Here is a 15,253-nt window from a genome sequence, read left to right on the forward strand (position 1 = left end):
AACGGCGGCTTGCCGCATATCGGGGATCGATCATGAAGCTCACCATTGCCAGAAATCTCGCCGTCGTAGGCATCGCCGTTTCCGTCGGCATGTTCGCTTCCTTTGGGCTGCAGCAGACCGCGCTCGAACGGCTCAAGGTCAACGGACCGATCTACGAGCAGATCGTCTATGGCAAGGATCTGATCGCCGATATCCTCCCGCCGCCGCTTTTCGTGGTCGAATCCTACATGCTGTCGCATGAGGCCAACGACTTTCCCGATCTTGTTGATGCCAACCTCGCCAAGATCGCGACGCTGAAGGCAGCCTATGACGATCGCCGCGCCTATTGGCAGACAACCGACCTGCCGCAGCCGCTCAAGGACGAGCTCAACAAGGACGTGGTCGCCAAGGGCGACATTTTCTGGAAGGTGATGGACGAGGACGTTATTCCGGCGCTCAAAACCGGGAAAGGCGGCGCCGCGGCCGAACCGATGGTCAAGCTGAGAACCGCCTTCCACGAACATCAGGATGCTGTCGAAAAGCTGGTGGTCAATTCCGATACCTATCTCAAGGGGCAGGAGAAGAATGCTGCCGATGAGATCATGACATGGACCTCGGCCGCCGCAGCGGCCTCGCTCGCGTCCTTCCTGCTGCTGCTCGCCGGGCTCTATTTCTTCCGCCGCCGCGCCATTCTGCCCATTGATGGCATGAAGCGCTATATGAGCGGCCTTGCCAATGGCGACTTCTCGCAGGACGTGCCCTTTGCCGAGCGCAACGACGAGATCGGCCAGATGGCGCAGGCCGTCGTCGTCTTCCGCACCAATTCGCTCGAACGCCGCGAAGCGCACCTGCGCGAGGCGGCGGCCAAGGAAGCCGAAGTGATCCGCGAGCGGCAGCTGGCCTCGGACCGCGCTTCCGAGGAAGGCGCGCGTGACGCGGTGATCCACACACTTACCCGGGCGCTCGATGAACTGTCGCGCGGCAATCTCGGCTTCCGCATCGATACCAGGTTCCCGCCCGCCTACGAAGAGCTTCGCGCCGCCTTCAATTCCAGCGTCGATACGCTGTCCAGCTCGATCGACTCCGTTTCCGGCGCGACCAGCACGCTTCGCCATTCTTCGCAGGATATCGCCGGCGCCATGGAGGCGCTGTCGAAGCGGACCGAGCAGCAGGCAGCCACCATCGAGGAGACATCGGCCGCACTTACCGAGATCACCTCGGCCGTCGGCAATTCCTCGTCACAATCGGCCGAGGCAAGCCGAATGACTGATGAGACCAGCAAGGCTGCGCTGCAATGCGCCGACCTGATGCGCGAGGCAATCGCGGCAATGCAGCGGATCGAGGGTTCGTCGGACCAGATCGGCTCGATCATCAACGTCATCGACGACATCGCCTTCCAGACCAACCTTTTGGCGCTCAATGCCGGTGTCGAGGCAGCCCGCGCGGGTGAAGCCGGCAAGGGTTTTGCCGTCGTGGCACAGGAAGTGCGCGAACTTGCCTCCCGCTCGGCCAACGCCGCCAAGGAGATCAAGGTTCTGGTCTCGACATCTTCGGACCAGGTCGGCTCCGGCGTGGCGCTCGTCAACCGAACGGGCGAAGCGCTCTCCCATATCGAGACCAGGGTCCAGCATGTCGGCCAGTTGATCGATGCGGTGGTCACGTCGTTGAACGTGCAGTCCTCGGCGATCGGCGAGATCAACAGCTCGGTTCACGCGATGGACGAAGTGACGCAACGCAATTCCGCCATGGCGGCGGAAACCAACTCGGCCTGCAAGGGGCTCAACGAGCAGGTCCTGGCGCTGGAAGAGATCGTTTCGCGCTTTCGGATCGCCGTTGTACGGCCCGCAGTCACGGCAATCCGCGCTGCCTGAGCCGAATTGCTTCAGCTACTTCTTGGGCGGCTCGAACAATTCGATCGGGTTGCCGGCGGGGTCTTCGACGAGGATCTGCTTGCCGCCCATTCCGGCGACGATCTCGTTGCGAAACTTCGCGCCTGATCCGCGCAGGCGTGCGACCTCGTCTTCGATATTGTCGACCTCCGCTGGATGCGGTTCCATCCGCCGGGTTCGGGCCGGCGTCCATCCGGCATGGGCTGGGACGCGCCGCCTGGCCCCGTCGTTCCATTCACGAGCAGGCGAAGATCCCCTCTGGCGAGCATGGCGAAGCTCGGCGCCGGATGCATGGTGAGCGTAAAGCCGAGCGCTTGCGTATAGAAGGCAATCGCTGCATCGACGTCGTCGACGATATAACGAACGCTGACAGTGGCCATATTAATTCCTCCTTCGGATAAGCTAGGGCGGTGGTGGCGACAGCAAAGAGTCGATCGTATGCCATGCGGAAAATGCAGACGCGCATCGGGAGGGGTCTTTGAAATGTACGACCGGAGCCCTCCGTTGCCGATCACGCTAAATCATGATTGAAATTCTCCGCTTTATCCTCTAATCCTCCCCAACGTTATCTCGGGGAGGCTCAGCGGTGACACGCTACATTCAAAAACTCGCATATATGGTTGGCGTGACGGCATTTTTGATGTCGGGCGCGAGTTTCGCGGACGAGGGCGCCAAGATATCGATCAAGGACGATCGCGGGGTTACCGTCGAGGTTCCGGCCCAGCCGAAACGCATCGCCGCCATCTCCTATTTCGCTGATGACGTCGCGCTGGCACTTGGCGTCAAACCGGTGGCGAGCACCTATATGACCGCGGGCCGGGAGCCTGACTTCCTGCTCGGGCTGACCTCCCAGATGAAGCAGATCGGCCAGCGGGCCAAGCCCAATCTCGAACTGCTTTCGCAGGCCAAGCCCGACATCATCATCGCGATCCGTCGCTACACCGTCGGCAGCGCGGCGCAGCTCGAGAAGATCGCGCCCTATGTCGCCTACAACATGGAGCTTCTGGAGGAGAGCGATCGCGAGATCGCCGAAGTCGCCAAACTTCTCGGCAAGCCGGAGCGCGGCGTGGAGTTGAACAAGGCGTTTGCCGCGCACCTGGCGGAATTTGCCGGCAAGGCGCCGAAGGACGTGCATCCGCGCTACGCGATCATGTGGGGCGGCGCGACACCCTTTGCCTTCCATAATGAAAACACCGCCGCCTCGATCGTGAACGCGATCGGCGGGGACAATATCGCCGGGCCGAAGGATGCCGGCGGCGAATTCGGCATCGATCTCAGCCTGGAAACGATGCTGGAGAAGGATCCCGAGGTGCTCTTCATCTACGATTCCGGCCCCGATCGTCCGCATGAGGGCAATCCGATCTGGTCGCAGCTGACGGCGGTCAAGAACAACCGCGTCTTCTATGTCGGGGATCAGTGGGTGGAGACCAATGGCCCGATCGCGCGCGAGATCGTGCTGCGCGAGGCTGCCCATTATCTCTATCCCGACACGTTCCCGGCGGTCGACGTGCGCGCGGAAGCGGCAAAGATCATTCCTGCCGAAGCGCAGAAGTAACGGTGACAGGCAGGCGATGAGCCCTCGGCAATCCTGTATGACGATCGGGCTCCTCATTGCTGCTTCGATGCTGGTCCTCGTCATCGGATTGCTGGTCGGCGCCCGGCCGCTTTCGGTCGGGACGGCGATCCGGGTTCTTCTGGCGCCGGACGGGAAGATCGACTCGATCCTCGTCTGGACGCTCCGGCTGCCGCGCAGCCTCGCCGCTGCGGCCGCCGGTGCCGGTCTGGCGGTGTCGGGATATGTTCTGCAGACGCTGACGCGCAATCCGCTGGCCGATCCGGGTATCACCGGTGTCACGGCCGGCGCGGTTGCCCCGATCGTCTGGTCCTTCGTTTTTCTTCCCTCGGTTTCTCCCGTCTCCTATCCGTTCATCGGGCTTGCCGGCGGACTGGCTGCGGCCTCCGTTACCTTCTGGGTCTCGCGGGGTGGCCAGGGCCGGCCGTTGCAGCTTGCGCTCGGCGGCATCAGCATATCGCTCTTCCTGGGGGCGATAACGACCTATGTCCTGCTCCTCACCGGGCCGCAGTCGGCCTCTTTGCTGTTCTGGGTGTCGGGCGGCTTCCAGGGCCGCACCTGGTCGCATCTGGCATACATGCTCCCGTGGACGCTGGCCGGCGTCCTCGGTGCGCTTCTTGCGCGCCGCGTCATCGGGATGTTCATGCTCAGCGATCACGCTGCGGCCGGCATGGGCCTGCAGCTCGGGCTGTGGAAGCCGGTCATCCTCGTCCTTGCCGTCATCCCGGTGGCGGGTGTGGCGCCCATTGCCGGGCCTGTCGGCTTCGTCGGCCTGGCAGCCCCGCATATCGCGCGGCTTCTGCGGCCACGCGGCACCGGCTGGGAGATCGGCCTTTGCGCAGCGATCGGGTCGCTGATCGTGGTGTCGGCCGATGTCATCTGTCGCAGCATCGCCGTGCCGCGCGAGCTTCCCGTCGGAATCGCGACTGCCATGCTCGGCGGACCGGTCTTCATCTATCTCGTCCAGCGCGGCCGCATACAGCTCGGAGTTGGCCGATGATCGAGCGTCTTGCGACAAGCGGTGTTGCGGCGGGCGGTCTTGCGGCGGGCGGGCGGGCAACGCTGCCGATGGCTGCACTTCTGGCCTGTCTGACGCTCGTCTCGATCAGCGCGGCGATATTCTTCGGCGTTGCAGACCTTCCGATGGGCGATGTCATCGACGTCTTTTCCGGACAGGGATCGCCCGAGGCGCGGTCGATCATCCTGGATATCCGCCTGCCGCGCATCGCCACAGGCATATTGGCCGGCATTCATTTTGCGCTCGCGGGTTTTCTCCTCCAGACGATAACGCGAAATCCGCTCGCTGATCCCTCATTGATAGGCGTTTCGCAGGGAGCGACATTCTCCGTCACCGTCTTCCTGATGTTCACCGTCTACATCTTTCATCCCGGATCGAACACGCTGGCCGAGCTTCCGATCAAATGGCTGCCCGCGGCGGGACTTCTCGGCGGACTTCTCGCCGGGGGCGTGATCTACCTGCTTGCCTTCAGGCTCGGCCTGAGCGCGCTGCGCATCACTTTGTGCGGCGTGGCGGTCGGCGCAGTCCTTCACGCGCTTGCGATCGGCCTCATATCCGGCTGGGGTTCGGAACGCATCGAGATCATTCTCGAATGGCTCGCCGGAAGCCTTTACGCGCGCACCTGGGATCACGCGCTGTTCCTGCTTCCGTTCACGGTCGCAGGCCTTGCCATGCTGCCGGTGATCTATCGCCCTCTGACGCTTCTTCAGTTCGATGGCACGGTGGCCCGTTCATTCGGGCTCGCGTATCGGCGGCAGTTCTCGGTGGCGCTGCTCGTCTCCTGCGTGCTGGCGGCGAGCGCGGTCGGCTCTGTCGGGCCGATCGTCTTCGTCGGGCTGATCGTTCCGCATCTCGCCCGCTTCCTCGCCGGCACGAACTTCCTGCTTTCGCTTGTTCTGACCATCCTGCTCGGCGCCGCGATCGTGACATCGGGCGACTTGATCGGACGGCTTCTCGGGCAGGCCGAAGAAATCCCGATCGGTGTCGTCACCGCGGTGTGCGGCGTTCCGCTTCTCCTCGTCCTGCTGCGCAAAACCACGTGAGCCCGCAAATGCCGCTATCCTGTTCAGATCTTTCGGTCATGTATGGCGAGCGCAGGGCCCTCGACAACTTCCGGATTTCGCTGGAGCCGGGCGAGGTGCGCGCATTGATCGGGCCGAACGGGTCGGGCAAGAGCACGGCACTTCAAGCCCTTGCAGGTTTGATACGTCCCGCCAGCGGCCATGCACGCATCGCGAACGAGCCGGTTGCCTCGATGACGCGGCGAACGCTTGCAAAAAAGCTCGCCTTCCTGCCTCAGCAACCGACCGCGCCCGACGAGATGACCGTCGTGCAACTCGTTCGCCAGGGCCGGTATCCGCATGTCGGCCTCTTCCGTTCCTACACCATCGCCGATGAGCGGGCGATCGACTGGGCGCTCGAGAGCACGGGGCTTTCGGCTCTTGCAGACCGCAGCCTGCAGGAGCTTTCGGGCGGCGAGCGGCAACGCGCGTGGATCTCTGTCGCCCTGGCACAGGAGGCCGGAATTCTCCTCCTCGACGAGCCGACCTCGTTTCTCGACATAGGCTACCAGGTCGAAGTTCTCGACCTCCTTCATCGCCTCAGCCGCGAAAGGGGTGTCACGATCGTCATGGCGATCCACGACATCAATCAGGCGCTTGCGGTCAGCGACCGGATCTCGGTGCTCGAAAAGGGGCGGCTGCGTTTCGACGGCCTTCCGGAGGATCTTGCGGCCGGCAGGTTGATTCAGGATATTTTCCAGGTGAGGGGACGCTTCGTGCAGGTCGCCGACGGAACACGCCCCCATTTCGACGTCGAGCTCGCGCGGCTGCAGAGGACCGCCGCACGCGCCTGAAAGCTCACATCAACTCTTCACGAGCCTGAATACGATCTTCGTCTGCGTGTAGTAGTCTAGCGCCTCTGCAAAATCGGGCGTCCATCCGTCGGCGACGAAGGGGATGAAGCCCGGATATTCGAGCTTGCGGGCGGAGACCGTGAAGCCGGCCTTTTCGAAGGCGCGGCCGTAATCGGTAATCGAGCGATCCTGGACGACGGTGTTTGTGCGGTTTGCGACGAGTTCCCGCCACTTGGGCCAGAGCGGGTTGTCGGTATGGCAGCCGGTGACGGCGTAATAGACGCCGCCGGCTTTCAGCGCTTTGAAGATGTCGGCTGCGTGGTCGTCGATATCAGGAACGAGGTAGATGACCTCGTGGCTGATCGCGAGATCGAATTCCTCGATCCAGCCTTCGAGCCGGCCGCCGACCTGGTGCTGGATCGGCAGATTGCCCGTCAGCGTCTCCGCCTTGGCGACGGAGGCCTCGGCGATATCGATGCCGAGCGCCTTGCGGAATGGCCTCATCGCATAGAGATGCCTGAGCAGTCCGCCCTGATTGCAGCCGAAGTCGAGAACGGCTTTCTGCGAGAGGTCCCGTTCGACGATGAGGTCGATCAGATGGCGCCAGATCGGCGCATGACCGTCGGCCATCTTATCCTCCGCGTCGGCATCGATGTACCATGTGCCGATGATCCCGTTCGCTTCTTTCGTCATCGAATCCCCCTGGAATGTGCAAGTCGAAGCCTTACTAACGGGAGGCGGGATCGATGACCAGATGCAGCAAACACGGCGCTGCCGAGGGTGGCAATCGATGCTCATCGGGCCGCCGACGACCGCGAACATGGCGACGGGCAGGAACAGGCGATGGACGCACGGATACGTGTTGTGACGGCGAGTTCGGGCGAGACCCTATAGCCTTGGTGCGCGATATCGGGAACCGGGACCGGTGGTCGAAAGTTTGGCCTGCAATCGCCAGACGAATGGCGGTTCACTAAACCCGAACCACAGGGGATTGCCGATGGTCAGCAAAGCCGATCGTGATCCGCGTCACCATACGCAGAAAATGCAGGTGCGCCTTCAGGAGATGATGGACCATCTGCGGGAAGATATCGTCGATGTCGACGAGCCGCAGCTGAAGGCCATGTTCGAGACCGCAGCCGAAGTGCTGGGCGGGCTGAAGAAGGCGTTCGGCGATTACGAGAAGAAAAACGAGCCTGCCTGGAAATAGGGCGTTCGAGTGAGGGAATGCAACTCGGGCGATCCTATCGCATGCGGCAGGAGGCTCGGTAAGTTCCGTGTCGTGCCGCCGATCCGTATCTCCGATTGATCTGTGGTTTAAAGCTATTGCTGGTGAATGAAATCCTCGGTGCCTGAGGACCGGCGGCGGCTCCCATTTACGCCTCATCTCAAATGCACGCGTTTTCGCCGCGGCCGGGGTGACGCGAGCGCTGTGATTCGCGCTCTAATGTTGGGGATCGTGCCAAAAGACCGCGTATTTTGTGGGTGGCGTGGGCAAAAAATTGCTAATTTCAGAAAAAATGTCGATTCCGCCATTGGGGGGAGGAATCCAGCCATGCCTATCGAATTTTTCCATTGTTTTCAATGGAAGCATGTCGCTTTAGTTGCAGAAAGAATAATTCGCGGGGAACGGGACATTAATACTGCCACATTTTGGCCGGTTCGAAATTCAATAAGTATTACAAACCGTAACTTCGGATCGATTTTGATATTGTGGCAGCAATATGGCTATTATTCTCAAGTACTTACCGGCGCGTTGCTGTTGCCTACTCCGAAATGTCACCCTATAACCCCCCGCCGTAACCGCCGGTTAACCAAAAGTATTAACCGGTAAATGCAATGCTGGGGTTGAGGGAAAAGATCATGACAACATACTATGTAGCGACAACCGGCAGTGACAGCGGTAACGGCAGTGCAGGATCTCCATTTCGCACGATCAGCGAGGCGATGGGGGCGAACCTCAAGCCTGGCGACGAAGTCGTAGTGAAGCCGGGGACCTACAACGAGGCCATCAGTATCGACAAGAGCGGCTCGGCCGCAGGCGACATCACGCTGCGCTCGGAAGTGCCTGGCGCGGCACTGATCCGGCCGCCGGCAGGCTCCTATAACGCCGTCAGCGTGAACGGCAACTATGTGACGATCAACGGCTTCGACATCAAGGGCGGCAACGGCGACGGTATCGAAGCCAACAACGTCCATCACGTCTCGGTTCTCAACAACACGGTCCACGACGCCGGGGAGTCGGGCATCCAGTTCAACTGGTCGGACTTTATCAGGGTCGAGGGGAACGAGACCTTCCATAACGCATCGTCAGGCTGGTTCTCGGGCATCTCGCTCTACGAGAACCGGAACATCACCGGCGATACTTCGACGAACGGCTACCGGAATATCGTGCGCAACAACATCTCGCACGACAACGTCACCAAGTCGGGTGAGCACACCGATGGCAATGGCATCATCATCGACGATTTCCAGAGCACCCAGGCGGACGGCCATCCGAACTACACATACAAGACCCTGGTCGACAACAACCTCGTCTACGGTAACGGCGGCAAAGGCATCCAGGTTACCTGGAGCGACTCCGTCACTGTGTCGAACAACACCGCATACCACAACAATCAGGACACGCAGAACAGCGGCACCTGGCGCGGTGAGCTCAGCAACTCGGCATCGAGCAACAACACCTGGGTCAACAATATCGCAGTCTCCGACCCCTCGGTGAACAAGGACAATACTGCGATCGACAACACGTCTACTAACGGCTACGTCAACAAGAACGTCGTCTGGGCCAACAACGTCACCTACGACGGCAAGGCCGGCGAGGCCTCGGTCAAGACCGATGGCGGCAACGCCATGCCGAGCGCGGCGGACGGCAACCAGCTTGGCGTTGACCCCAAATTCGTAGGGGCGGCGAGCGACAACTTCCACCTCAGCTCCGGTTCGACCGCAATCGACCACGGGACCGCCAAGTACGGCCTGAGCTCTGTCGATCTGGACGGCGACCACCGCGTCGTTGGAACTGTCGATGCCGGTGCCTACGAATCCGGCTCCAGCTCGGGCACGCCGACCACGCCGACTACACCGACGGATCCGGGCACCGGCTCGGGCACGCCGACTACGCCAACTACACCAACTACACCGACGGATCCGGGTACCGGCTCTGGAACGCCAACCACGCCGACGCAACCGTCGACGCCAACCACGGGGACGAAGGTCTATACCGGCACCGACGGCAACGACATCATGCCGCATAACGGTCAGGCCAACGGCGGCAACGAAACCTACAAGGGTCTTGGCGGTAATGACGTGTTGACGGGCGGCGCCGGTGCTGACACGCTCGACGGCGGCAGTGGCAACGACACGGCCAGCTATGCGGGCTCCACAGCGGTCAACGTCAATCTGGCGACCGGGGCCGCATCGGGCGGGCATGCCACCGGTGACAAGCTGATCAGCATCGAAAACCTGATTGGTTCCAGCTATAACGACGTGCTGACCGGCAATAGCGGTAGCAACGTTCTCGTTGGCGGGGCTGGTGCGGACAAGCTGGACGGCGGTGCAGGCGCAGACAACCTGAACGGCGGCGCCGGCAAGGACTTCATCATCGGTGGTGCCGGAAAGGACATCATGACCGGTGGCGCCGACGCAGATACGTTTATCTTCAAGACAGCGGCGGAAGCCGGGTCGGGCGCGACCCGCGACTTCATCACCGACTTCCAGCACGGCGTCGATAAGATCGACCTTGCGGCGATCGATGCGAACGGCTCTGCGGCGGGCAATGGAACCTTCCATTTCCAGGCACAGGAGAATGCCCTTTTTGACCATAAGGCCGGCGCGCTCGCCTGGCACTATGACGACAGGGATGGAACCTCGAACGATACGACCGTTATCCAGGGCGACCTGAACGGCGACGGCATTCACGACTTCGAGATCCAGCTGCACGGCCTCGTCCACCTGGGGGCGGACGATTTCCTCCTGTAACCATACCTGTTGCGGCGGTCGTCCGATCGCCGCAACGATCGTTCCGACATCCGGAAATATACGCACGGCGGAGTAAGAACCCGCCGTGCGGCTTGTGGCAAAGGCCGGCTGCCGGGGCACGCGCTCCGTCGTTAGTCGAAACGGAGCCGGACAGGTCGACGGAGACGATCGAGTCACAAGCTCGAGAACCTGTTCGCAAAACTCAAAGACTGGCGCCGCATCGCAACTCGCTACGACCGATGCGCCCACACCTTCTTCTCAGCCATCTGCATCGCTGCAGCCGTCATTTTCTGGCTCTAACGAGTCCTGAGCCTAGCCCGCAGATATTGGGGTGGGCGGTAAAATGCGATACTCGGAACCTTTCCGAGAATCACATGTTATAGATGTCGGAAAAGAGACCGCAAATGAAGAAGATTGGATACGGACAGGTCAGCACGGCCGAGGAAAGTCCGGAGCTGCAGCGACAGGCACTTGTGGAGGCCTGCTGTGATACGATCTTCATCGACACGGTGCCCGCAGGCATCAATCCTCGAAGACGACCGGAGATGAAGAAGGTCCTCGATCTGCTGGAGCCGGGCGATCAGCTTGTCGTCTGGAAATTGGACCGTTTGAGCCGGAGCGTGGTCGATATTGTTCTCTTCATCGACGAGCTGCGAGAAAAAGGTATCGATTTCGCATCCCTGACGCAGGGGATCGATACGAAATCAGGCGGTCGAACCTTTATCGAGGCAGCCGCTGTACTCGCTGCGTTTGAGCGCGAGCAGATTTCCGAGCGCGTCAAGGCAGGCCAGGCGGAGACAGGCCGGAAAGGTGGACGTCGACCGAAAGCGACGCAATCGATTAGGAAAAAAATCCTCAACATGAAGGAGCGGGGCAAGTCAACAGCACAGATTGCGTTGACTATCGGACTCGGGGAAAGCACGGTCCGACGGATTTTGACGGAACTGAAAGCTGCGGAGAATGGTGCTTTGATGGGCCTGACTATAAAGCAGAGACCTGCTTTGATCAGGGGTGCGGGACCTAAAACATCGCTACGCCTAAGAAATTGAGTAATCGGGACATTGCGGCCGCTGGAACGGCGTCCGGAGCTGGCGCGACAGCAACCAGAACGGTGTGAGCGATGCCGGCGAATGCCGAATATTCGGAGCCGGCTCGTCAACCTGATTCCCGAATCCGGCCGGCGCCCACCCTCCGACGACGGTTCGGCGATTATTGGCACGAGCAGCGACGAGCCGACGAACGGCCAGACGCGTCGGTCGCGGGCCAGTCGGTCCCGCGTCTCCTTCGGGCCACTCACGCTGACGCTCCTGCGGCTACCCTTCCTCACGTCCTCGTGTGACGCGAATCCCGCGTTTTCCGCGCGACCGCTATGCTGAAAGCTGCGATACGCTTCTTTGCTTTCGAGGGATCCTGTCGGATCGGTATGCGGTGGAGTGCGGAAATCTAGCAAAGGCTAAGCGGCATTACCGACGTTCGCGCGTTCAAAGCGACAGCTCCTCCAGCTAGCACCGTTTTCTTCGACTTGCAGGCAGGCGTTTATGGCGACGCTTTCGCTTCCACGCTACGGAGAAGGACTCGGCGTTGTCGCCGCCGTCGAGGAATATCGGCCGTCAAGAAGCATTGTTCTTCCTCCAAGTGGCGGCGGATTCCTGCATCCCACCGCCGAGACGCCCCCAACACGCTGAATGAATGGCTCCCGCTGGTGGTCTCGGCCCATAGCATCTTGATCAAACTCGAACTTGCAACAGACGCCGCAAGGTGGGGTGGCTGCGATCACCGGCCTAGAAGCTGAGGCTGAGGCCCGTCTTGATCGAATGGCTGTCCGGGCCCGAGGAGAAGCTGCCGTCATAGGAGAGATCGGCCGAGAAGGAGGAGGTCAGCTGAACCCGTGCGCCGAGCTTGACGAAGGCGGAATCGCGGGCGGAAGTGACGCCCGTGATACTGAAGTCCTGGCTGCCGTCAAAGGCGACAACAGCGCTGGAAGAGGGCTCGCCGAACAGATGGCGCCAGCCGACCTCCCCGAACAATCTCGCTTTCTCGTCGACAAGCGCCTGATCGAAGCGCGTGCCCACAGTCAGGAACGTATTGAGAATGCTGTCGGCTTGGCCATGCAATGCGGCCACGCCGCCATCTTCCTCGAATGACGGCGTATTCTGGTAGACGAGGGTGCCGTTGACGAAGGGTTCGAGGTCGAGGTCGCCGAAAGTCAGGCGCTGGGCGGCCTCGACGAAAGCCTGTGACGTCGTCGCATCGTAGTCGGCTGTAAGCGTTTCCGAAAGCGATGTGAATTCGACCTTTCGTCTGGTTGCGATATCGTGTCCGCTCCAAAGGCCACCGAAGCGGACGGAGGTGTCCTCCAGTCGCAAAGCGCCATAGGCGCCGAAATGCACACCGTTGATCGTGGCGCTCGAGGGGGTTTGGTCGAGATTGGCGGAGGCGTTGCTGTAACCCGCCATGAGGCCGGTCGTCGCCTCCTCCGTACGGACGAGGTCTGCGCCCATGATCAGTCCGCCGCCGGACCCGTTGAAGCCGCTAGCATCGTCGTTTGCGGCGTAGTGGGAGCGGCCACCATAGGCAACGGACCAGAACGGGCCGCTTCTCTCGTCGAAGAGGTGCGAAAGTGCGGCACCGCTGTAGCGGCTGCTCTCATCGACGAGGCTGCGCTGGAGCGAGGCATGGATTTCTCCCGAGAGCGATCGCAAAGCCGCCTCGCGCTCGTCGTCGGTGACGAAGAGCAGCGCGTCGGACAGCGCGCCAGGCCCGATTGTGTCGATCGCGCCGCCCACCCCGGTCTCGTTTGTCGTGCCGCCAGGGGACGAGAACGGTATTCTCGTAAGGGTAAGATAAACGTTGGTCGGATCGTAGCTCAGCGACGATGTGAGGAAGGCGAAGCTGTCTGTGACGGAGCCGAAGGCGCCCGAGACGCCGCCGGCGGCGGTTGCGATCGTATAGGTGAGCGGCGAACTATACGTTACACCGGTATCGATCCCGTTTTCCGGCCTCACGGCCACGCCTGCAGTCGGAGCGATGGTGAGGATACCGCCGACATTGATCAGGTCGGAGCGTCCGGCGCCGTCGACTTCGACGGCGTAGATCGAGCCAGGGTGAAAATCGGCGTTGCCCGCCACCGTCAATGTGCCGATGGAATTTCCAGGTCCGACCGTGCCGCCGCCCGAGGCGCTGAACGAGGCAATCGTGCCGTTGCCGCCGAGAAAGGCTCCGTCATGGATGGTGACCTGAGAAAGGAGGCTGCCGTTGACCGACAACGTTCCCTCCACGACGTCAGTCGCTCCCGTATAGGTGCCGTCTCCCGTCCACGTAAGTTTGCCGCTTCCCCGCTTCTCGAAATCGCCTGTGCCGGATATGTCGCCGGCGAAGGCGCCGTTGAAATCCTGGTCGAAGATCAGCGTGGCGTTGTTGACGATGTTGCCGGTGATGCTGTTGCTGGAGACGGAAAGTGCGCCGCCTGAAATGGTGGTGCCACCGAAGTAGCCGTTTTGTCCCGTCAGTTTCAACTCGCCGGTTCCCGACTTCACCAGTCTGCCCATTCCGATGATGTTGCCTGAGAACTCGCCGTCGAAAGCCTGGTCGAACTGGAGCACGCCGGAATAATTCGCGATGTTGCGCTGTATGCTGTTCGTATCGCCAATCAATGTTCCCGCCAGGATTGTCGTGCCGCCGAAATAGGTATTGGCGCCGCTCAAGGTGAGCGTGCCTGTGCCATCCTTGATGAGCGAACCGCCACCACTGATGCGTCCCGAAAAGTTGGAGGCGGCGTTGCCGACGATGGAAAGAGCCTCGCCAAAGCCGAGGTTGATGGAGCCACTGCCCACCAGCGTTCCGACTGTGGTGCCTTCCTGCATCCAGTAGGACCCGTCGACTGTAAGCGCCGTGGCGCTGTTGAAGGCGGAAGCATTGGTGGTGAAGAGGGAGGCTCCGGCGGTAATGTCGACGTTGCCAATCAGAGCACCCGACAAGTTGTTGTTGCCGATAAAGGTTATGCCCTGGCCGGCCTGTACCTGCCCCGCGTAGTTCGAATAGGCGACGGTCACTTTCCCTGCCGTACCGATCAGGCCAGCGCCCGAGAGATTGTGAAGCGTTGCGTCGTTCAGGCCAAGATCCATCGTGCCGTCGACGCCGATAGAGCCGATGAGCGAGAGATCGGCGGCAATGTCGCTATCGGTCGTATCGAGAGTGATCGGGCCTCCGACATAAAGGGAACCAACATCGATCAAACGGCCGCGCAGGGCAGCCGTGGCGCTGGTCGGGACTCCCATCAAAGATATCTGCCTGAAACTGAGAGCGCCCACATTCTGAATGGTGCCGTCGAACAGGCCGCCAAAGACATTGACGTCGGCGCCGTTGGCCACGAACGTTCCGTCGCCGTGGAGATTGACGAGGCTCGCGCGCGAGGTGGCTCCCATTTCCAGAGTCGCCCCATTGAAAATGCCGACTTCATGGTAATCGAGGAAAAGGCCTGCATTGGCGACGACGGTACCGCCGTTTATATTGTATTTCGTGGGGTCGGAGGCGCCGTAGATCTGGACGTGGTCGACGATGATCTTCCCGGTATCTGTCGCTGTTCCGAGATTGAGTGTGGAACCGTTGAGCAACTGCCTGAAGTTGACGTGAATGGTCGATGTCGGCGTGACGGAGAGGGCGCCGGTATCACCATCGCCGACGATGAGCTCGCCCTGCAAGGTGTCCTCGACGTCGACGGTGCCGTATCTGAGATGGCCGCCATCGAGCCAGGTGAAGCCGCTCAGCTCATTGCCGTTATAGATGGTCTTGTTGCCGGTGACGACTTCGTCGGCGCTTGCGCGCGATGCGGCAAGTGCGGAAACGCCTGCAAGCAAGCAGGCGTAGGTGCGGCGCGTGATGAGCTTCATGGGCTTCCGGGATACGGGGCTGTCAGTAATTTGTTCGGCCGGACCCTAGCGTCGGAGGCCGACGCGCACATTCGC

General features: G+C 61.2%; 10 protein-coding genes and 2 pseudogenes. 9 read left to right on the plus strand and 3 right to left on the minus strand.

Translation table 11 applies throughout. The annotated features are described in order from the left end of the window. The first annotated feature begins 32 nt into the window (after positions 1-32). Positions 33-1,850: a methyl-accepting chemotaxis protein gene (locus tag FHX15_RS09490; protein ID WP_184395990.1), complete on the plus strand. Its 1,818-nt coding sequence runs from the start codon at positions 33-35 to the stop codon at positions 1,848-1,850. Positions 1,851-1,865: 15 nt separating this feature from the next. On the opposite strand, the pseudogene FHX15_RS09495 reads toward FHX15_RS09490, so the two are convergent. After that, positions 1,866-2,248, minus strand: a pseudogene (locus FHX15_RS09495) (VOC family protein). 260 nt (positions 2,249-2,508) lie between these two features. On the opposite strand from FHX15_RS09495, the gene FHX15_RS09500 reads away from it, so the two are divergent. The 4 genes from FHX15_RS09500 to FHX15_RS09515 all read left to right on the plus strand — a co-directional run bounded on the left by FHX15_RS09500 (position 2,509) and on the right by FHX15_RS09515 (position 6,314). After that, positions 2,509-3,423 carry an ABC transporter substrate-binding protein gene (locus FHX15_RS09500; protein ID WP_409527007.1) on the plus strand — a complete coding sequence of 305 codons (915 nt, stop codon included), beginning with the start codon at positions 2,509-2,511 and terminating at the stop codon, positions 3,421-3,423. 16 nt (positions 3,424-3,439) lie between these two features. Next, complete coding sequence (locus FHX15_RS09505) at positions 3,440-4,441, plus strand: FecCD family ABC transporter permease (protein WP_184395992.1); 1,002 nt, start codon at positions 3,440-3,442, stop codon at positions 4,439-4,441. 68 nt (positions 4,442-4,509) lie between these two features. Beyond that, positions 4,510-5,502 (plus strand): FecCD family ABC transporter permease, encoded by a 993-nt coding sequence (locus FHX15_RS09510; RefSeq protein ID WP_184397109.1) that lies wholly within the window; start codon positions 4,510-4,512, stop codon positions 5,500-5,502. An 8-nt stretch (positions 5,503-5,510) separates the two neighbouring features. Continuing rightward, positions 5,511-6,314 (plus strand): ABC transporter ATP-binding protein, encoded by an 804-nt coding sequence (locus tag FHX15_RS09515; RefSeq protein WP_184395994.1) that lies wholly within the window; start codon positions 5,511-5,513, stop codon positions 6,312-6,314. A 9-nt stretch (positions 6,315-6,323) separates the two neighbouring features. On the opposite strand, the gene FHX15_RS09520 is transcribed toward FHX15_RS09515, so the two are convergent. Then, positions 6,324-7,007, minus strand: coding sequence for a class I SAM-dependent methyltransferase (locus FHX15_RS09520; RefSeq protein WP_184395997.1), 684 nt, complete (start codon positions 7,005-7,007; stop codon positions 6,324-6,326). A 304-nt stretch (positions 7,008-7,311) separates the two neighbouring features. On the opposite strand from FHX15_RS09520, the gene FHX15_RS09525 reads away from it, so the two are divergent. From FHX15_RS09525 to FHX15_RS09540, 4 genes and pseudogenes are all read left to right on the plus strand, one after another. Continuing rightward, positions 7,312-7,521, plus strand: a complete 210-nt coding sequence (locus tag FHX15_RS09525) for a hypothetical protein (RefSeq protein ID WP_184396000.1) — start codon at positions 7,312-7,314, stop codon at positions 7,519-7,521. A gap of 653 nt (positions 7,522-8,174) precedes the next feature. Then, positions 8,175-10,289 carry a choice-of-anchor Q domain-containing protein gene (locus FHX15_RS09530; RefSeq protein ID WP_184396002.1) on the plus strand — a complete coding sequence of 705 codons (2,115 nt, stop codon included), beginning with the start codon at positions 8,175-8,177 and terminating at the stop codon, positions 10,287-10,289. A gap of 165 nt (positions 10,290-10,454) precedes the next feature. Next, positions 10,455-10,589 (plus strand): annotated as a pseudogene (locus tag FHX15_RS09535) (IS5/IS1182 family transposase); the annotation flags it as partial. A 104-nt stretch (positions 10,590-10,693) separates the two neighbouring features. Next, positions 10,694-11,338, plus strand: coding sequence for a recombinase family protein (locus FHX15_RS09540; RefSeq protein WP_184396005.1), 645 nt, complete (start codon positions 10,694-10,696; stop codon positions 11,336-11,338). 732 nt (positions 11,339-12,070) lie between these two features. On the opposite strand, the gene FHX15_RS09545 is transcribed toward FHX15_RS09540, so the two are convergent. Then, a complete protein-coding gene (locus FHX15_RS09545) occupies positions 12,071-15,178 on the minus strand; it encodes an autotransporter domain-containing protein (protein WP_184396008.1) in 3,108 nt (1,035 codons plus the stop codon). Between the last annotated feature and the right edge of the window lie 75 nt (positions 15,179-15,253).

The organism is Rhizobium sp. BK650 (assembly GCF_014195325.1).
Taxonomy (GTDB): Bacteria; Pseudomonadota; Alphaproteobacteria; order Rhizobiales; family Rhizobiaceae; genus Rhizobium.